Annotated in this window: 13 protein-coding genes and 1 pseudogene; 4 read left to right on the top strand and 10 right to left on the bottom strand. The window is 70.3% G+C overall.

Annotated features, from left to right (window positions below):
- Window positions 1-21: 21 nt before the first annotated feature.
- On the bottom strand, window positions 22-936 hold the full coding sequence (locus ACN27A_RS08495; protein ID WP_421451135.1) for a DUF305 domain-containing protein: 915 nt from the start codon (window positions 934-936) through the stop codon (window positions 22-24).
- Between the two features lie 48 nt (window positions 937-984).
- On the opposite strand from ACN27A_RS08495, the gene ACN27A_RS08490 reads away from it, so the two are divergent.
- Window positions 985-1,365, top strand: a complete 381-nt coding sequence (locus ACN27A_RS08490) for a hypothetical protein (protein ID WP_421451133.1) — start codon at window positions 985-987, stop codon at window positions 1,363-1,365.
- A 30-nt stretch (window positions 1,366-1,395) separates the two neighbouring features.
- Here the strand turns inward: ACN27A_RS08490 and ACN27A_RS08485 are convergent, their stop codons facing one another.
- From ACN27A_RS08485 to ACN27A_RS08470, 4 genes are all read right to left on the bottom strand, one after another.
- The gene (locus ACN27A_RS08485; RefSeq protein ID WP_421451130.1) at window positions 1,396-2,709 is read right to left on the bottom strand and encodes a reverse transcriptase family protein; all 1,314 of its coding nucleotides are present in this window, start codon (window positions 2,707-2,709) and stop codon (window positions 1,396-1,398) included.
- A gap of 407 nt (window positions 2,710-3,116) precedes the next feature.
- Complete coding sequence (locus tag ACN27A_RS08480) at window positions 3,117-3,227, bottom strand: hypothetical protein (protein WP_421451127.1); 111 nt, start codon at window positions 3,225-3,227, stop codon at window positions 3,117-3,119.
- Between the two features lie 577 nt (window positions 3,228-3,804).
- Window positions 3,805-4,899 (bottom strand): LacI family DNA-binding transcriptional regulator, encoded by a 1,095-nt coding sequence (locus ACN27A_RS08475; RefSeq protein ID WP_421451125.1) that lies wholly within the window; start codon window positions 4,897-4,899, stop codon window positions 3,805-3,807.
- The gene (locus ACN27A_RS08470) at window positions 4,896-6,476 is read right to left on the bottom strand and encodes a glycoside hydrolase family 43 protein (protein ID WP_421451123.1); all 1,581 of its coding nucleotides are present in this window, start codon (window positions 6,474-6,476) and stop codon (window positions 4,896-4,898) included. The genes ACN27A_RS08475 and ACN27A_RS08470 overlap by 4 nt, the downstream gene beginning before the upstream one ends.
- 366 nt (window positions 6,477-6,842) lie before the next feature.
- Between ACN27A_RS08470 and ACN27A_RS08465 the strand changes: the two are divergent.
- From ACN27A_RS08465 to ACN27A_RS08455, 3 genes and pseudogenes are all read left to right on the top strand, one after another.
- Window positions 6,843-7,550: pseudogene (locus ACN27A_RS08465) on the top strand (cellulose binding domain-containing protein); the annotation flags it as partial.
- 95 nt (window positions 7,551-7,645) lie between these two features.
- Complete coding sequence (locus ACN27A_RS08460) at window positions 7,646-8,899, top strand: cellulase family glycosylhydrolase (protein WP_421451120.1); 1,254 nt, start codon at window positions 7,646-7,648, stop codon at window positions 8,897-8,899.
- A 472-nt stretch (window positions 8,900-9,371) separates the two neighbouring features.
- The gene (locus ACN27A_RS08455) at window positions 9,372-10,769 is read left to right on the top strand and encodes a hypothetical protein (RefSeq protein WP_421451117.1); all 1,398 of its coding nucleotides are present in this window, start codon (window positions 9,372-9,374) and stop codon (window positions 10,767-10,769) included.
- Between the two features lie 140 nt (window positions 10,770-10,909).
- Here the strand turns inward: ACN27A_RS08455 and ACN27A_RS08450 are convergent, their stop codons facing one another.
- From ACN27A_RS08450 to ACN27A_RS08430, 5 genes are all read right to left on the bottom strand, one after another.
- Window positions 10,910-11,173 carry a phosphopantetheine-binding protein gene (locus tag ACN27A_RS08450; protein WP_421451115.1) on the bottom strand — a complete coding sequence of 88 codons (264 nt, stop codon included), beginning with the start codon at window positions 11,171-11,173 and terminating at the stop codon, window positions 10,910-10,912.
- 89 nt (window positions 11,174-11,262) lie between these two features.
- Complete coding sequence (locus ACN27A_RS08445) at window positions 11,263-12,786, bottom strand: AMP-binding protein (RefSeq protein ID WP_421451113.1); 1,524 nt, start codon at window positions 12,784-12,786, stop codon at window positions 11,263-11,265.
- A complete protein-coding gene (locus ACN27A_RS08440; protein ID WP_421451110.1) occupies window positions 12,776-14,188 on the bottom strand; it encodes a methylaspartate mutase in 1,413 nt (470 codons plus the stop codon). The genes ACN27A_RS08445 and ACN27A_RS08440 overlap by 11 nt, the downstream gene beginning before the upstream one ends.
- A complete protein-coding gene (locus tag ACN27A_RS08435; protein WP_421451107.1) occupies window positions 14,175-14,660 on the bottom strand; it encodes a methylaspartate mutase in 486 nt (161 codons plus the stop codon). Before ACN27A_RS08435 ends, ACN27A_RS08440 begins: the two co-directional genes overlap by 14 nt.
- 109 nt (window positions 14,661-14,769) lie before the next feature.
- Window positions 14,770-18,684 (bottom strand): amino acid adenylation domain-containing protein, encoded by a 3,915-nt coding sequence (locus tag ACN27A_RS08430; protein ID WP_421451104.1) that lies wholly within the window; start codon window positions 18,682-18,684, stop codon window positions 14,770-14,772.
- Window positions 18,685-18,978: the final 294 nt, after the last annotated feature.

The following is an 18,978-nucleotide window of genomic DNA, read 5'->3' as shown; positions in this document are numbered from 1 at the left end:
CGCGGAACGGCCGGTTCGTGGTCAGAGCCGGTCGAGAATGTCCTTGATCTGGGCGATTTCTTCCTGCTGCGATTTTACGATTTGGTCGCAGAGTCGCACGATCTCCGGATCGGTGACTTGGGCCTCCTGGCGCACCAGGGTGGCGTGGGAATGGTGCGGGATCATGGACTTGAGGAACGCACGTCTCGTAACTGTGAAGGCGTTGCCTGGGACCGAGCGGCGGTCAGTCGGCGAGGATGATGTTGTGGAGGTTGCCGATGCCGGAAGCGGCGTCGGCCAATGTGTGGCGGCGCGACGGTAGTCGCGCAGAATCTTGAAGCACTTCATCCTGGCCGGGGAGTGTGCGACCCCCGCTCGGACGGTGCGGTGTTCGACGTTGAGGGCTTCCTTCCAGGCGGGCAGGTCGCTGCCGTCGGCAGGCTTGCGGTAGGCATGATCACCTCGGCGTTGCCTCGGTAGCTGTCGTCGATGATCACAGGCTGCCGAAGCGTTGTTCGAGCACGTGGTCAACTCCCGCAGCAGGAGCTTCACGGCCCCGTCCCGGCTCCCGGCCAGCTTGCACGTCACATCGAGGCACCAGGCGCTGCCCGTGCCGATCCGGCGCAGATCCCAGACGAAGACGTCGCCGCGGGTGCGGTGCTCGGCGGTTCCCACGACGCGAGTGCGCGGATCGGTCACGTCGCCCGTGGCCGACATCTGCCAGGCCGTGCGCAGGGCCGTCAGGCCGTCCGGGGACAGCTCGTTGGCGAACAGGATGCGATAGACGCGTGTCTCGTGAAATTCCGGGCTGGCTTCGGGCGTGCTCAGCCGCAGTGCGGCTGGCATCCTGGCTGCCGGGCGGTCGGTGAAGTGGGTACGAAGGATGGCATCGGCCGGCAGATCGTCGCCGCAGAGCCTCCTGTAGGCGGCGGCTGCGGTGGCGCGGTCGACCGGCACCACCCGTCGTCGCAGGCCGGCATCCGCGCTACCCGGACATTGTCCCGCATGCCCCTTCCGGAGCGGACGTACTCCCTGACGACCACGACCGCGCGGTGGGGCTCATCGGTGGCGGAGCGGGTGAAGCGGATGTCCTCGGTGATCTGCGTCGGATCGAACTCGCCGTCGTATCGGGTCAGGAAACGCGGGCCGACCGACGTCGTGGACAGCGTCGGGTATTGCGGGTCCGGTTTCACCGCGCCCGCGAACGTCAGATCGGGGACCTCGCTCGGCTTCGAGATCGACCCCGCGAGTGCGACGTCCCGCAACGACTGGATCGTCACCAACCGCCTCGCCCCGGTGGCCGCCCTCAGCACCCCGGCCGGCGAGCCGCTGGACTGGCCCGTCACCCACGTGCGCCTGATCGCCCGCCGTCCGGTCAACACCTGACGCCCCGCCCACGCGGGTCACGCGTCCCCGCTACGGGCGGGCGAGCGCTTCGGCCAGTAACGTGGCGAGTTTGGCCGCGCGGGCGGGATGGTGCTGGCCGATCCAGGCGACGCGTCCGGCGAGATGCTCGGCGAAGGCGGGGTGGCCGGTGCGGTTCTGTGCGTCGAGGCCGGTGCGGGCGGCGTTGTGCAGGATGGCGCGGAGCCGGTCGTACTCCTCGCGGGGGGCGGCGGGGCGTTGGTTGACGACGAGCCCGGCGAGGAGTTGCCGATCGGCTTGGCCGCGGACGCGGGTCTTGTCGGGATGGGACCGGTAGTCCTCGTCGCGGGCGACGTCGGTGACGGCGGTGATGAGGTCGCGGGTCCGGCGGGCGGTGAGGTCGCCGGAGAAGGCGAGGTCGTCGGCGTACCGGGTGTAGGTGACCCCGTAGGCGTCGGCGAGGCCGGTGAGGCGGCGGTCGAGCCGGTAGGAGCACAGGTTGGCGAGTGCGGGTGAGGTGGGCGCGCCCTGGGGTAGGTGGCCGGTGCGCAGCGCCGCGAGCCGCGCCGCCCGGTGCGGCAGGTCGTGGGGCGCCCGCCGGAGGACGGGGTGCGGCGTACGAGTGGTGCACAGGCCGGTGAGGGTGTGGGCGACGGGCTCGGGATAGCCGGCGGCGCGGAACAGCCCGTGTACGCGGGCGGCGGGGACGTGGGTGAAGAAGGCGAGCAGGTCGACCCGGACGACGACCGGCTGTGCGGCGTGGGCGGTGGCGAAGGTGTGCGCGGAGCGTCCGGGTACGAAGCCGTGTGCGGCGGGATGGACCGGGATGCGGCTGAGGACCTCGGCGAGAAGCCGGCGTTGCAGGGCGCGGAGCCGGGTCTTCGGCGCCTCGATCAGCCGGCCGCGGCCGGCCCACCGGTACCGGTAGTGGTGCAGCTGCTGGTCGGTGGCGCGGCGGTTCATGGCGCGACGGTCGGCGTACCAGTCGAGGTGCGCGACGCTCAGGTCGAGCATCGCGGCCAGGGCCCCGACGTCGTCGACGACCGGGGTGTGCCAGGGGCGGCGGACGGTGCGGGTCGGCGTCACGGGCCGGCTCCGGATGACGATCGGCCGGTCGTGCTGGCGGGCGGCGGCGACTGCCGCGCGCAGCGGGTCGAGGGTGGCGATGAACGCGGCCAGCTCGCGTGGCCGGTCGCGTGGTGGGTGGGGATAGGCGACCAGGGTCGCGTCGGTGACCGGCCACAGCCAGCGCCGCCGGATCCCCAGGACGAGCCCGCCTCGGTCCACGAGGTCGGCGCGGCGCCAGCCGTCGCCGGCGAGGAACGCGTCGGCGAGCGCGGTGGCGAGGGCGTGGACGGTGGTCACGGGCGGGCCGCCGGTCGTGGCAGCGTGTCCCGACGATGCCCGGTCGTGCGGGTGCAGAGGCTCGCGGAGCGTGCCGACGCACCTGCGGTGTGGTGCCCAGGTGAGGGTTGCGTCCCCGGGGTTGCCCCGGAGAGACCGTGACCGGACCCCGCGTGGGGGACCGGCCTGGTCAGCTCGGGACACGCTGCCACGGGGGCAGCTTAGTGAACCGGAGCCGCCACCGGCGCGGACCCTCGGGACGCGTCGGCGGGCGGGCGGGGGCGCCCGTGCGGCCCGACGGCTGACCGGCCAGCGTCCCGGCCGTCGCGGTGCGCCAGGCGAAGTCGACGCCCGCGTACTCCTGATAGGCCGCCATCGAACGGACCGGGCCGGTGCCGAAGCGCCCACCATGGCGTACCGCAGCAGGGTCAGCACCCGGCGGCGGCCGGCGCGGTCCAGGTCGTGCCAGTAACCGGCGCCCGGTGATCCAACCAGTGTCGGACCTGGTTCTGGCGGATGTAGTAGTGCCAGGCCAGCACCTCGACCGGATGGAACAGGTCGTAACCCCTTCCTTCGGTCTCGCCCGGTGGCGCCTGCCCCGATCACCCGCAGGTGACCGGGGCAGGCGCCGGGATTCAGCTGACGGGCACCGGGGCCGTCCGCGACTCCGGCAGGAGACGGGCCGTCACCGGGTCGTCGTAGCGGGGTCTGAGTCGGGTCGCAGGTTCGTCGCCGGACACGCTGACCGTGCCGGCGTGCCGCAGCCGAGCCTCGACGATGCCGTGGCGGCGGTCAACGAACTGGTCGAGAATACGGAGCTGCTGAGGTTGATCTTGAAGGCCGGCGGGTACCCGGCCACGAACACGAGGTGCTCGTGTTGCCCGGGAAGGCCACGACCACCAGGGCCTGGCCTCGCTGTCGCGCCTCTCGCCGCGTACGGTCGGGAAGCACGTCGCCGGCCTGCTGCTCAACACCGGGCACGCGAAGCGCAGGGCGCTGCGCGACAGCGTCGACGACCTGCTGCGGCCCGGACAGCCGGGCCGGAAGCCTGCGGTGACCGACGGCCGGGACGCGTGGTCCCGGCGGGTGCCGGAACCCGCGGCTGTCGCGCACGTCCTACCGGCCCCCGGGCGGGGCGGTGCTGCCGCGGACGGTGAGTGTCGTGGCCAGCTCCATGCCGACCTGGGTCGTCCGCTCTCCCCGGCCCAGGGCGAGAGCGAGTTCGGTGGCCGCCACCGCCATCTCGACGATCGGCTGACGCACGGTGGTCAGCGGCGGGTCGATCAGGGCGGCGATGGGCAGGTCGTCGAAGCCGACGACGCTGAGGTCCGACGGGATGCGCAGGCCGAGGTCGCGGGCGCCGCGGTAGACGCCGACCGCCTGCAGGTCGTTGCCGGCGACGACGGCCGTCGGCCGTGGTTCGCGGCTCAGCAGCGCCAGGGCGGCCTCGTGGCCGGCCTCGGTGGTCAGCGGAGCGTTGCTGACCAGTCCCGGGTCGACCGTGAGGCCGGCGGCGTCCATGGCGGCGCGGTGGCCGTCGAGCCGGGCGCGGCTGCACAGGACGTGCTCCGGCCCGGCGATGACGGCGATGCGGCGGTGGCCGAGTCGGATGAGGTGGCGGGTGGCTGATCGGCCACCGGCCCAGTTGGTGGCGCCGACGAAGGGGACGTCGTCGGGCAGTTCGCTCGTGGGGTCGAGCACGACGAAGGGGATGCCCCTGGCACGTAGCTGGTCGCGCTGCTCGTCGGTCAACTGCGCCACCGTGATGACGCAGTCGGGGCGGCGGGCGAGGGTGTCGTCGATCCAGTAGTGGATGGCGCTGCGTTCCGGCCCGAACTCGGTAAGCACGACGCCGACGCGCTGTTCACGCGCGACCCGCTCGACCCCTCGAATGATCTCGATGCCCCACATGTGCTGCAACTCGTCGAAGACGAGCTCCATCATGTTGCTGCGGGTGGCCGGCGACGACCGGCGGTATCCGTACCGGCTGATCAGGGCCTCGACCCGCGCCCGGGTGTCGGCGGACACGCCGGACCGGCCGTTGATGACCTTGGACACCGTCGGGACGGACACGCCGGCGCTCCGGGCGATGTAGGAGATCGTCACGGGCCGGGACGGATCGTCCGGCCGGTGGTCCTGGCTGGCGACGACCTTCCCTGACTCGGCGTGCGACACCCCGACCCCCTCTCCTCGCCGGCCGGTCCGGGTCACGGCGCCAGGATAGTGCCGGCCACGTCGAGCGGTTCGTAGTCGAACCAGTCGACGTGGACGGTGCCGGAGGCGACGTACACGCCGATCACCCGGCCGGTGAACCCGCCGGCCACCTCCGTGGACAGGTATCGGCCGTCGAGTTCGGCGAGCGGGTCGAAGTCGCCGTCGGGGTGCTGGATGCCGAGCCGCAGCACGTCGGGCTCCTCGCACGGGCTCCAACTGCCGGGCGGGGAGGCGAGCACGTCGACGCGGAGCTGGACCGGGCCCGGTGGCACCGGGCGGGTGGCGACGGTCGGGCGCACCGACCCCAGCCGGGCCACGACCCGCACCAGGCCGTCGCCGACCTCGATGTCGTAGTGGTGCCGCTCGTCCAGGCGTACGGCGAGCCCGCCCACGCCCTCGGCCGGGTCGACCAGCGCCCGGACCCGGCAGGACAGGTGCTGCTGGCGACGGCCGACGAAGGTCACGTCCGGCTCGTCGAGCGAGGCACCCCGGGCGTGCAGGGTGAGCCAGCCCGGGCGGGTCACCTTCGACCAGCAGTCGGCGGGCCGGGACCGGACCGACACCCAGCGGGGATGCAGCCCGGCGTCGTCGAAGTCGTCGCGGACCGACGGCGCGGGCACCGGCCGGGGCGGCCACGGTGGCGCGGGCATGACCGGGCTGACGTCGCCGACCACCGGCCACCGGTCGACCCAGGTGACCGGCGCGAGGTACGTCTCCCGGCCCAGGACGTGCCATCCCGGGGTGCCACCGCCCGGCCGTACCCCCAGCAGCACCATCCACCAGGAGCCGTCGGGCGCCTGGACGAGGTCGGCGTGGCCGGTGTTCTGGATCGGCCGGTGCGTGCCGCGGTGGGTGAGGATCGGGTTGGCCGGGCAGGGCTCGAACGGCCCGTCGGGGGCGGGACCACGGGCGATGGACACGGCGTGCCCCCGCTCGGTGCCGCCCTCGGCGATCAGCAGGTACCAGAGGTCGCCGATCCGGTACAGGTGCGGGGCCTCCGGGGCCTGCGCGCCGGGTGCGCCGGACCACGTCCGGCGCGGCGGGCCGTGCATCCTGCCGGTGTGCGGGTCGACGCGCACCTGGTGGATGCCGGCCGTCGTGCACCAGCAGTCGCCGTTCTCGTCCCAGGCCAGGTCCGGGTCGATGCCGGCGACGTCGGGCAGCCGCACCGGCTCCGACCACGGCCCGGCGGCGTCCGTGGCGGTGAACAGCATGGTGCCTGCGTCGGGCGCCACGTTGGTGACGATGAGCCAGAACCGGCCGTCGTGGTGGCGCAGCGTGGGCGCGTAGACGCCGCCGGATGAGGGCATCTGCGGTGGCAGGGAGAGCTGGCTCGGCCGGTCCAGCGCGTTGCCGATCTGCTCCCAGTGCACGAGGTCGAGGCTGCGGAAGATCGGCACGCCCGGGAAGTACTCGAAGCTGGAGCAGGCGAGGAAGTACTCCTCGCCGACGCGGCAGATGCTCGGGTCCGGGTGCATGCCGGGGATCACCGGGTTGCGGAACGTGCCGTCGGCCCAGCGCGGCGGACCGGCCGCACGCTCGCGGGTGGCCGTCTCCTGCTGCCCGACACTCATGCGGCTCCCCACGGGTGAGAGAAATTTTCTCCATCGACAGCGATAGTTGCCCGGAAAGGCTAGGAAAGCGGGCCGGTGAAGTCAACGTCGCGGGCGGTCGCGCGGACGGCATTGACGCGCGTCAAGGAAAAAGCGTACCGTCCAGCGCGAAACTTTCGCCGCCTCGGGCGGCGGAAGGCGGGAGCAGCGCAGCGCGCGGAGGAAGGGCACCTCCGCGCCAGATCCGTCCTGCGTGCGGCCGGTACGGCCGGCCGGCGCGCAGGCCATTCCTCCTTCCAGCGCTGGAGAACCCATGCCCTCAACCGCGTGCTGGTCGCCACGGCGACCGGCGGCCGTCCCCATCACCACGACCTCGCCGACCGGCTCATGAGACTGCGAACAACACGTCTGCGCGCCGGGGTCGTCGCCCTGGGCGTCGCCGCGCTGCTGACCACCGGCATGGCCGTGGCGGCCACCGCCCAGGCCGCGGCCGGCTGCACGGTCGCCTATGCCACGACGGCGCAGTGGCCCGGCGGCTTCACCGCCGACGTCCGGGTGACCAACCTCGGTGACCCGGTCAACGGCTGGCGCCTGGGCTGGACGTTCGCGTCCGGGCAGCGGGTGACCCAGGCCTGGAATGCGACCGTGACCGCCTCCGGCAGCCAGGTCACCGCGACCAACGCGAGCTACAACGCGGCGATCGGCACGAATGCCACGGTGTCGTTCGGCTTCAACGGCTCCTGGTCCGGCAGCAACCCGGCGCCGTCCGCGTTCACCCTCAACGGGGTCGCCTGCACCGGCACGACGAGCCCGTCGACGAGCCCGACCGTCTCACCGTCCACCTCGCCCCGGCCGGCCGACCCGATGGCCACGGTGGCCGCGATGGAGCCCGGCTGGAACCTGGGCAACACCCTCGACGCCATCCCCGACGAGACGTCCTGGGGAAACCCGCTCACCACCCAGGCGCTGCTGCGCCACGTACGCTCCCAGGGCTACAAGAGCATCCGGCTGCCGATCACGTGGAGCAACCACCACGGCCCGGCCCCGGACTACACCATCGACGCGGCCTGGCTGGCCCGGGTGCGGCAGATCGTCGACTGGTCGCTCGCCGAGGACCTCTACGTGATGGTCAACCTGCACCACGACTCGTGGCAGTGGATCACACGTACCCGTCCGACCGCACGACCGTCATGGCCCGGTACACCGCGCTGTGGAGCCAGCTCGCCGACGAGTTCCGCGACGACTCCCAGAAGCTCGTCTTCGAGAGCATCAACGAGCCGCAGTTCGCCGGCACCACCGGCGACGATCAGAACTACCAGGTGCTCGCGGAACTCAACGCCGCCTTCGTCGACCTGGTCCGCGACAGCGGCGGCGGCAACGCGACCCGGCTGCTGGTGCTGCCGACCCTGCACACCAACGCCGACCAGGGGCGGCTCGACGCGCTGACCGCCGAGTTCGACGCGCTCGACGACCCCAACCTGGCCGCCACCGTGCACTTCTACGGCTACTGGCCGTTCAGCGTCAACATCGCCGGCGGCACCCGCTACGACGCCACGGTGGAGCAGGACCTGATCGGCACCTTCGACCGCGTCCACGACACCTTCGTCGCCCGCGGCATCCCCGTCATCATCGGCGAGTGGGCCCTGCTGAACTGGGACCACAACCGGCCGGGCGTCATCGAGCGTGGCGAGTTCCTCAAGTTCCTGGAAGCTGTCGGCTACAACGCCCGCGTCCGGAAGCTGACCACGATGCTGTGGGACGCGGGACAGTTCCTCAACCGCACCACGCTGCAATGGCGTGACCAGGGCGTCTACGAGATGTTCAAGGCAAGCTGGACGACCCGCTCCGGCACCGCCTCCTCCGATCAGGTGTACGTGCCGCGCAGCGGCGCGATCCCGGCGAAGTCGCTGACGCTGAACCTCAACGGCCTGACCTTCCAGGGGCTGTGGCAGGGGAGCACGGCGCTGGCGAACGGTGCCGACTACACCGTCTCCGGCAACACGCTCACGCTCACCCCGGCCGCGCTCACCCGGCTCGCCGGCAACCGGGCGTACGGCGTCAACGCCAGCATCGAGGCACGCTTCTCGGCGGGCGCGCCGTGGCGGATCGACGTCGTCACCTCCGACCCGCCGACCCAGGCCGCCGCGACGGGGACGACGCAGTCGTTCGCCGTCCCGACCCAGTTCCGCGGTGACCAGCTGGCCACCATGGAGGCGAAGTACGCCGACGGCAGTCCCGCCGGGCCGGCCGACTGGACCCCGTACAAGGAGTTCTGGCAGCACTTCCAGCCCGACTACGCCGCGTCGACGATACTGCTCAAGCCCGAGTTCTTCGCCGAGGTCGACGATGGTGCCGTCACCCTCACGTTCCACTTCTGGAGCGGCGCGCGGACCACGTACCGCATCACCAGGACCGGCACCACGGTGACCGGCAGCACCCTCTGAGGACCGGCGGCGCCGCGGCCGGGCACGCCGCGGCGCCGCCGCCATCCTCATGACGCTCGTCGTGGCGATCGTCAGCGGCGGCCGCATCCCACCGTGCTCATGTCGGCTGCGGGCTGATGGGCGGCAACCCCGGTGCGGGAATCCCGGGACCGGCAAATCTCTCGTTGCCAAACAGGCAGTTATGGCTGATCATGGCCTTGATCACTCGTCGAACGCTGGCAGCGGCTCCTTCCAGCCCTCGGGTTCGAGCTCTTCACGATGTCGGAGCCAAGGAGGAACCGAGTCCTTCCACTCCGTCGACAGCCACCTTCGACCGGGTCGCTGTCAACTCCTGCACGCCGATCACCGCTTGCTGCGCCAGTTGGAGGCAGACCATGCCCTGCTCCTGTCAGCCTCAACGGCCGACGCCGACCCGCTCCTGCCACGGCGCGCCGCACCACCTGCGCGTCGCGACCAGGGCAGGGGGCGCCTGATGGGGTCCACCGGCCCGGTGTTCCTTCCCGACCCCGCCGCGGACTATCTGAGGGCGGTCGGAGCCGGGAAGCTGCCGGCCGACCTGCCAGCGGATCACGCGGTCGCGGTGCTGGGGCCGGAACTCGCCGCGCGGACCTTCCCGCGCCCGATGTTCGTCGCGGAGCGTGAGATCGCTTCGTTCTACGCCGACTTCGAGGTGTTGCTCGACGTCGTCGGCAGACTGCCCGATCTTCTCGCGGGCGGCAGCCTGGCCGCGTTCGGCGCGCTGACCGACGCGCCGCCGGCGATCCGCCCGATGCTCGTCGACACCGACCTGCCGAGCCTCGTCCGGTACGGGCGCGCGGACCTGATCCACGACGGCACCGGCTTCAAGGTGATCGAGCTGGGCCTGAGCACCGCGGTCGGTGGGGTGTCGCGGGCGCCTCTGGGCGCCGCGATACTGGCCGACCCGCGATTCAGCGCCTTCGCCGAGCGGCACGGGCTACGTCACCTCGATTCCGTCACCGGCGTGGTCGACGTGTTGGACGCGGCGGCACCGGAGCGTGCAGGCGGAACGCCTGGCGCGCTCAGGGAGGTGCTGATGGTCGAGGCGACCGGGGCACTCGCGGAGTGGGCCGCCGCATGGCAGCCGATGGCCGAGCGGATCGAGACGCGCCCCTTCCGGACCCGGCTGGCAGAGATCGCCGACCTCTCGAAACCCGACGGGAGCATCGCCGACGGTGTCGCCGGGGTCAGCGCGATCCTGCGGCTGTTCAACCTGGAGGAACTCGCCGCCGAGCCGGAACCGGCGATCGCCTGGCGGCGGCTGCACCCCGCAGCGGACGGCACCATGCCGCCGGTGGTCACCGTACCGGCGCATGACGTGTTCAACAGCAAGTCCTGCCTCGCCCTGGTGCAGCTGCCCGCGGTGCAGGACGCGCTGACCGAGGCCGAACGCGCCGCGTTGCGCCGCATCGTGCCCCGGGCGACCCGGATCGACGCCTCGTACGACCTGACCGGTCTGATCCGCGACCGGTCCGACAACATCCTCAAACCGACCACGCTGGCCCGGGGGGAGGGCACGGTGGCCGGCTGGACGGTCGACGACACGACCTGGCGCGCCGCGCTCACGACGGCGGCCAGGGACGGCCGGTACATCGTGCAGCGGCGGGTGGTGCCCCGGACCGAGCCGGGCTACGACGAGCAGGGCGGCACGGTGCGAGACTGGCACGCGGTGTGGGGGCTGCACTACGGACCGGCCGGGCTCACCGGTCTCACCTCCCGACTGGTCAGGGAATCGAGCACCGTCATCCGCGGCACCACCGAACGAGGCACCCTGCTCGCACCGGTGCTCCTCAACTCCGGCTCTCAATCGCCGAGCGGTGACCGCCGGGGGACAGCCACCGCTGGAAGCTGAGTCCCGCCAGTGTCGGGCCGCTGGCCGAGGCGCTGTCCGACGAGGACAGGGCCGGAGCGGCGGCGCTGCCCGGACCGGTGACCGGTTCGGCTACGACGTCACACGTGTAGCCGGCCGGGCCTATGTGGTGATGGGTGTCCTCATGAGCGCTCGCTCTCGACGACGCCCTCCTGTTCGGCGATGAGCTCACAGACCTCCGCGACAGTCGGATTGCGGAAGAAGTCACGGAGCCTCAGGTCGACCTCCAGTTCGTCGTTGATCCTCGTCACGACCTCAGCCGCGAGCAACGAGTGGCCACCGACGTCGAAGAAGTCGTCCGTCACCGAAACGGTCTCGATGTCGAGGCACTCGGCGAACAGGGCGCACATCGACTCCTCCAGCGACTTCCGCGCAAGTTGATCCATGGGCATCAGGTTCTCCAAAGAAGTAGAAGGGACACACTCGGACTCTGCCCGGCCGTTCGCCGCTGAGGCCACCACTCGGAGGACCGGACTCAGCGCGCGAACCTCTTCTGCAGCAGTCCCGCGCAGGCGGTTCGGTCGGTCTTGCCGCGATCGTTCACCGGAAGGCCGTCCAGGGTCGCGATGCGCGTAGGGATCATGTAGTCGGGCAGGTGGGAGCGAAGTCGTCTGCGTAGCTCAGGCGCTGACGGAACGTCACCGGTGCAGACGGCGGCGAGCTCGAGCTGCCCGTCGCGATGCGCGACCGCGTGGACGATCGCGTCATCGACCCCTGCCCACATCCGCATGGCGCTTTCTATTTCGGGTATCTCGATCCGGTATCCGCGGATCTTGACCTGGTGGTCCAGGCGGCCCAGGTGAACGAGGATGCCATTTTCGAGGGCGACTCGGTCGCCGGTGCGGTACCACGCCTCAGGCCCTGGTCCGGGGCGGTCGGACCCGGGTTGAGGAAGGGCGGGTTCGGCGAACCGCCCTTCGTTGTCCTTGGCGTCGTGATAGCCGTGGAACCGCTGGGAGCCCCGCACCTGCAACTCGCCGGATTCCGGGTCGATCTGAGCGTCCAGATGCGGGTACACCGCGCCGATCGGCACTGTTCCGTTGGATGTCGCCGGCCAGGCGCCGCGTTCCTTCGGTAGGCGGTATGACGTCATCGCCACCGTGAGCTCGGTCGGCCCGTAGAGGTTCTCCAACGTGCTGTTCGGCGCCGCCTCGGCCCATGCCTGCGCCTGGTTGAGCGTGAACTGCTCCCCGCAGAACAGGCTCCAGCGCAGCGACGGCATGCATCCCGGAGACAGCAGCCGCGCCCGGGTGGCCATGGAGACCAGAGAGGGTACGCAGAACCAGTGCGTCAACCGGTGCTTGTTGACGAACTCGACCGGGTCGTAGAGGTCGTCGGCCGACGGCACCACGAGAGCGGCGCCAGATCCCCAGGTGACGAACATGTCGAAGACCGACAGGTCGAACGTCAGGCTGAACATCTGCGAGTGTCGGCAGCCCGGTTCCATCCCGTAGCGGGCGACGTTGAGATCGATGAACGGGTCCACGTTGCCGTGCGTGATCGGCACGCCCTTGGGCTGGCCCGTCGAGCCTGAGGTGAACAGCAGATAGGCGAGGTCGTCAGGATCGCCCGCCCAGTCGGCAAGGCTGTCCCGCGACGCCGATCCGGCAGCGACGTCCGATGCCGAAGGCGACCCGATGCGTACGACACGGGCCGGAAGCGCGTCCAGAAGTGCGGCGTCCGCCGTGTCGTCGGCGACGATGAAATCCAGGCCGGCCGAGCGGGCGACCACGGCCAGGCGATCGGCAGGATGGGCGGGGTCGAGCGGCACGACGACACCGCCGATCCGCAGCCCCGCGAGGTAGGCCGCGTAGGTTTCGACGGTACGCGTGGACAGCAGGCCGACCCGTGGCCGGTCGACGCCCTCGGCGAGCAGGCGGTGGCCGATGGTGCGGGAGATCCCGTCGAGCTCGGCATAGCTGAACTGCCGTCCGTCGGCGACCAGCGCGGGCTCGTCCGGATACTTCTCGACGCTCCGGATGAACCAGTCATGCAGCATACGTTTCCTCCGGATCAGCTCCCTGGGTTGCCGAATCAACCACAGTCGGCGCAAAGTCGAAATCCTGCTGCCCTGGCGGCTCAAGGAAGTAGTTGATGTCTGCCATCAGTAGTCGCATCCGGTCGTGATCGGTGGCCGTGAGCCACCGGTCATCGAGCAGGCTGCGGTTCCGACGCATGACGTCCTCGGAGAAGGGAAGCCCGCCCGCGTCCAGATAGCGGACCGCGCCGGCACGATCCCGACACGGCATGACGTTCGACCTCGCGTGCCTGCTCGCGCTGAAGGGAACGTCCAGGGAGCCGCGTTCGAACGCCGAGGAGATTGCCAGTGGAAGATCGGCGGCGCCGAGCAGCGGTCCCACGATCTCAGCCACCTCGCGCTCGATCCAGTGCTGCTCCTCCGCCAGGGCGTCCTCGTCGAGCCGGATGGCCTGGACGAATGGGGCGTTCGCGATCCGTGCGAGGCGCATCCCCTGCACGTTCGCCGAGGCGTCGGGGATGCCGTAACCCTCCTGGATCGTCTTCGTCACCACCTTCGCCGCGCCGCCGAGCCTCGCGGTCAGGGCTCCCGCGAAGATGAGTTGCTCGGCGCGGGCGCGGCTCTTCGGAAAGACACCCATGAACTCGTGCAGCACCGGATGCACGTCGACTGACGAGGGTAGGTAGCGGCTCGCGAGAGACCGGATCGCGCGCAGCGCGGCGACATCCTGCACCAGGTTGCCGGCCTGCGGATACGCGATCGACACGCAGGTCACGCCGGCGCGGGTGGCCATGACCGCTTCCAACACGCTGATCGCGAGACTGACCGACGGCGGCACGAGCACGCCGGTGAGGCTGCCGAACAGTTCACGGTCGACGACCACGCCCGCCTGAGCCAGCTCGCCGCACCTCGCGTCGATCTCCGCGTACGCGTCCAACGAGGCCGCGAGCGGCACGTCCTTGCAGTACGGCAGGTTGTATGAAATCCCGCCGCCCTCGAAGGACGTTATTCCTGACGCGATCGTGGTGTCGAACAGTCGGTGCGGCAACGGAGAGCCATGGCGTACCTCCAGCGGGGCCGAGACCGCCTGGTTGAGGTCGCGTCCGCGCCGCCAACCGTGCGTCACCAACGGGTAGCCGTTCATTTCCTCAGGGGCGTTGGACAGCGACGACAGCGCCCTGTCGAACTGGTTGAGCCGCGTGTAGGAGTCGATCGTCAGACTCAGGATGTCGGGACGGGCGCCTTCTTCGAGGGCGAGCAGCAGGGCGCGCATCTGCTCATGACCGCCGACACCGCAGCGCGGCTGAACCGCCACCAGGCCCTGGGCCTGCGCCGCCCTCAGGACATCGGAGACAGTGGGCTTGTTCAGCCCCTTGATGAAACCGATCGAATCGGCAGCCGATGGAAGCTCATCGGTGTCCATCGGCTGTCTCCTCGATGCGTGGCGCACCCGAGAAGGCGGTCACCTCGCCGTCGGGTCGCCCCCGGAACTGATCGAGCACCGTGGGAATCGTGGACGGGTCGCGGAGGATGTGATCCACCCCCAGGGCGTAGAGGGCCGCCTCCTGGCTGATGTCGTCGGCCACGGCCACCGACAGGTTTCCCCCGACGATCACCGGGCAGGTGATCGCCCCGCGTTCCTTCGCCGCCGGCAGGTCGGCGAGATCCTGTCGTGCGTGTCCGTTGAGGCTGCCGACGAGCACCGCCTCCGCTTCAGGCCACCGGAGAAGCGCATCGCAGATGTCGGACACCGTCGTGCAGGCGCCGAGGTTCACCACGTGGAAGCCGCGCGATCTGAGCAAATAGGCTATGAGGTGGTTCGCGACGACGTGGGAATCGCTGGCCGCGACGCACAGGATGACGGTTCGCCTGCCGGGGCGGTAATCGCTTCTCATTCCTGACCGATTTCTATGTATCGAGGGGTCGACCGGTGCATCCGGCTCGCCATGCAACTTCCGCTGTCGGACATCGGCGCTGGACGGCAACACCAAGCTCGACGGCCGTCTACGAGGGGTGACGCTCCTCCACCAGCTGCACCCCCGAGAGCTGTGCCTTCGGGTCCCGCGCTGCGACGGTGAGTAGCTGGCGGAAGTGCAGAACCAATTCCTGTATCGCCTCGCGGTCGAATACCTCGGTAGCGTATTCGGCGCGCAACGACCATCGTGTCGGCGAAACGGGGATCACCTCGACCATCAGGTCGAGCTTGGCAGTTCCGTTGTGAAGGGACAGTTGTCGGACCTCCGTGCCGGCGAAAGTCACGGGGGCAGGCGTGACCGATTGAAGTGCGAAGGCGACCTGCGTGAAGGGCTGGCGGCTCCGGTCGCGGGGAGGGCTGAGCTCCTGCACGAGCTGGACGAAGGGCACGTCCGAGTTGCTGAATGCGCCGAGCGCCGATTGCCTCACCCGCTCCATCATCTCCACGAACGTCGGCGCGCCGCCGGTGTGGGCGCGCAGGACGACCGTGTTCATCAGGAGCCCCACGAGAGACTCCGTACCGGGATGATGGCGGCCCGCGACCGGCACGATCATCGCCACGTCATCCTGGTCGGCGTATCGTGCCAGCAGTTCCTGGAACGCCGCGGCGACCGCCATGAAGAGCGTGCAGCCGTGATCCTCTGCCGTCGCACGGAGTTGGCCCATGAGGGGACCGGGCAGGTCGACCTCGACCCGATCGCCGCTCACCGGTCGCTGTTTCGGGCGCGGCCTGTCGGTGGGCAGGTTGAAGGGGACGTAGCCGGCGAGGGCCGAACGCCAGTGGTCCAGCTGGCGCGCCAGCCGGTCGCCGCTGAGCCATCGCTGGTACCACGCCGCGAACTCGGAGTACGTGACGTCGAGCGTCGGCAGTCGTGCCGGCCGCGATTCCACGATGCTGTCGTAGAGTTCGCCCAGCTCCTTGGTGAGGACAGCGATCGACCAGTCGTCGCAGATGATGTGGTGCAGACAGAGCAGCAGAACGTGCCTGTCGGGGCGAAGCCGCACCAGGCTGCCGCGCAGCAGGGGTGCGCGTTCGAGGTCGAAGGGTGTCCGCGCCACGAGGCGCATCTGCGCCTCCAGCACCGCTGGGTCGTTCCCCGTCGCATCGACCTCGTCGAGACTGACGTCCGCCTGGGGATGCACCCGAAGGGTGGAGACGCCACGGCTCTCCGGGAAGGACGTGCGCAACACCTCGTGCCGGCTCACCAGGAGGTGCAACGCCTGGTGCAGCGCGGCCACGTCGATCTGCCCCGTGAGTTCGTAGGCCAGGGGGACGTTGTATATCGGTAGCTCGGGATACACCTGGTGCAGGAGCCACTGACCGCGTTGGGTCGGGGACAGGGCGCCGGCCGGCTGGCCTGCCACCTCTCCGGCGGCGACGGCCGGCTGGGCGGGACTTGCCACCCTCTCCGCCCTCGCCGCCAGTGCTGACAGGACCGGGTGGGCGAAGATGTCATCCAACCCGATCCGGACATGCTCCGCCGATTCCAGAAGGTGCACCACGCGCATCGCCGCGAGGGAATCGCCACCAAGCGCGAAGAAGTCGTCTGCGGACTCCACCACGTCCACCCCGAGCACCGTCTGCCACGCCCGCGCAATCGGCTGCTCGTCAGGGCTGAGGGGAGAGGGCTCGTCGCCGACGCGGCCGGCGTGATCGGAGATGGCCCGTACGTCGATCTTGCCGTTCGGCGTGAGCCGCAGCGTCTCCACGATGACGATGTCGGTCGGCACCATGTACGACGGCAGTACGGCGGCGCACATCTCCCGCAGGCGTCGGGCGGTGACCGGTTCCACCAGCGGGCGAGGCTGCACGTGGGCCACCAGGCGACGCCGTCCGTCCGGACGACCGACCACGCCTACGACGGCCCGATCCACTCCCGGGTGGGTGTGCAGTACGTTCTCCACGTCACCGAGTTCGATCCGATGCCCGTTCACCTTCACCTGACGGTCCCGGCGCCCGACGATCTCCAGCGTCCCGTCCGCGCGGTACCGTCCGAGGTCCCCCGTCCGGTACAGGCGGGCACCAGGGCGGCCGCCGAGGTGGTCGGGCACGAAACGCTCAGCGGTGAGACCCGGTGACCTCACGTAGCCGCGGCCGACCCCGCAACCACCGAACACCACTTCGCCGACGACCCCGTACGGGACCGGTTGGAGATCCTCGTCGAGCACGTAGACGTCGATGTTGGGGTTGGGGCGCCCCAGAGGCGTGGTGCCTCGACCGCCCGCGGCGGCAACGGCGGTCGCGTCCACGCAGCAACCGCCGACGGTGACCTCCGTGGCGCCGTACTGGCTCAGCACCGTCAGCCCCGCTGCCCGGGCCGCGAGGGACCTGACGACCTCCAGCCGCAGCGGTTCACCGCCGACGAACAGCGTCCTGGTGGCCAGTCCTCCGCCCCGCAGTCGAAGCTGCCCTTCGAGGACTTCGAGGTGCGACGGGGTGAGCCGGACGAAGTCGAAGTCGGCGTCGCCGGTGAGCGCGTCGACCACCTTGTCGATCCTCGCGCCGTCGGGCAGCAACACCACCTCCGCGCCCCGCATGAGGGGTACGAAGATGCACGGCACGGTGAAGTCGAAGCTCAGCCGGGTGTGCACCAGGGTGCCCTGCCGATGGCCCGTGGGCAGCACGGAATCAGCCCACAGCAGGTAGTTCACGGCACTTCGGTGCTCGATCATCGAGCCCTTCGGCGTGCCGGTGGAGCCGGAGGTGAAGATGACGTACGCCAGATTGCGTGGGGCGGCGAGGGACTCCGGTCGGTCGCCCGGTTGTGCCCGCAGCTCGGCGGCGTGCCGATCGACGTCCAGAACGGGTAGACCGGTCGGCACCAGGAGGTCAGCGGTGTCGGCATCCGTGATGGTCAGGCTGACACCGGCGGCCGCGAGAGTGGTCGCCGTGCGCTCCAGAGGCTGATCGCGGTCCTGCGGTACGTATGCTGCGCCAGCCTTGAGGATCGCCAGGATCGCGACGATCACCCTCGGCTCCCGCCCCAGGAGGACGCCTACCCGGCATTCCGGCCCGATCCCGCGCTGACGGAGCAGCCGAGCGAGTCTGTTGGCCTGGCGCTCCAGCTCCCCATAGGTGAGCGTGGAGTCACCACACGAGACCGCGACGGCGTCCGGCACCCGGTCCGCCTGCCTCTCGAACAGCTCGTGCAGGCACAGGTCGGGCGTGCTGGCTGTCCTGCCCCGGCCCCACTGCCGGGTGATCGTGGCGGTCTCGTCGGACGTCAGCAGGGTGAGAAGACGAGCAGGGGTGTGCGGATCAGCGTATGCGCTGCCCAGCAGAGTCATCAGGTGGGTGACCATGCGGCGGGTGGTGTCGCGGTCGAACAGTTCGGGGTCGTAGCTGAGCCGACCGTCGAGACCGGCGGAGGTCGCGGTCATCGTCAGTCTGATCTCCGCCCGGAAGGTGCTCCCATCGGCCACGGGAGACTCCAACGGCTCGCCGTGGACCGTCGTCCCCTCGCCGTACCAGGCAAACACCGCGCGTGCCGTCCGGGCCCGAGATCCGGCTCGGCGTCCGCCGTCGCCCGGTCGTTCTGCCGGGTGGCCAAGGAGGCACCTGAGCTCGGCGGCGTTCGCTCTGGCCAACGCGTCGAATCCCAGTGGCCCGGGATCGCCACACTCGACGAAGATGCCTGGCTCCGTGGTGTGCTCGTGCGCCCTGGCTGACCCGACGGGCGCACCCATGACACCCATGACGAATCGCCTCTGCCCGCTGTACCGGTGCAGCAGCAGGCGCCACGCGGTCTGGAGAACCACCCACCTGTCGGTCCCGACCCGACCAGCCAGTGCGTCGACCTGTTCGGCCATGACTCCGGTGATGGCGAACGGCTCGTCCGCAATACGGCCACCGGCAGCACGGGTACGCGGCCGGTCGGTTGGCAGTTCGAGGAGTGATTCGTCTCCTGGAACCCGGTCGGCTAACTCGGGCGATTGCGCAGTCACGGCCGCTCCTGTGGCAGAGGTGGGTTGCGTTCTCTCCTCTGGCGTGGAAGGAGAGGGATGGACCAGCAGGAGGAGGGACAACGGGGAGTGGGCAAGGGCGGGCACGTGAGCCGTGCGGGGAGTGCTGCCGGGCCGGCAGCCCGCTCTAGACGCCGGCCAGGTCCGTGGGCATCAGCTGAGACCACCTACGCTGACCGTCTGGTCGAGGCCGCCGTCAGGATGCTCCAGAGGGTCACACCCCACCCGGGACTCCACGGAAGACCGAAGTAAGACGTCGTGCATGCTTCGGCTCCT

This window comes from Micromonospora sp. WMMD737 (genome assembly GCF_049179055.1).
In the GTDB taxonomy this organism is placed as follows: Bacteria; Actinomycetota; Actinomycetes; order Mycobacteriales; family Micromonosporaceae; genus Micromonospora; species Micromonospora reichwaldensis.
This window is presented reverse-complemented; position numbering and strand designations above follow the sequence as displayed.

Excerpts from the sequence above, each read along its gene's own strand:
- ACN27A_RS08440 (WP_421451110.1), bottom strand. The coding sequence starts at position 14,188 with ATGGACACCGATGAGCTTCCATCGGCTGCCGATTCGATCGGTTTCATC.
- ACN27A_RS08445 (WP_421451113.1), bottom strand. The coding sequence starts at position 12,786 with ATGCTGCATGACTGGTTCATCCGGAGCGTCGAGAAGTATCCGGACGAG.
- ACN27A_RS08470 (WP_421451123.1), bottom strand. The coding sequence starts at position 6,476 with ATGAGTGTCGGGCAGCAGGAGACGGCCACCCGCGAGCGTGCGGCCGGT.
- ACN27A_RS08490 (WP_421451133.1), top strand. The coding sequence starts at position 985 with ATGCCCCTTCCGGAGCGGACGTACTCCCTGACGACCACGACCGCGCGG.
- ACN27A_RS08460 (WP_421451120.1), top strand. The coding sequence starts at position 7,646 with ATGGCCCGGTACACCGCGCTGTGGAGCCAGCTCGCCGACGAGTTCCGC.
- ACN27A_RS08455 (WP_421451117.1), top strand. The coding sequence starts at position 9,372 with ATGGGGTCCACCGGCCCGGTGTTCCTTCCCGACCCCGCCGCGGACTAT.
- ACN27A_RS08450 (WP_421451115.1), bottom strand. The coding sequence starts at position 11,173 with ATGGATCAACTTGCGCGGAAGTCGCTGGAGGAGTCGATGTGCGCCCTG.
- ACN27A_RS08435 (WP_421451107.1), bottom strand. The coding sequence starts at position 14,660 with ATGAGAAGCGATTACCGCCCCGGCAGGCGAACCGTCATCCTGTGCGTC.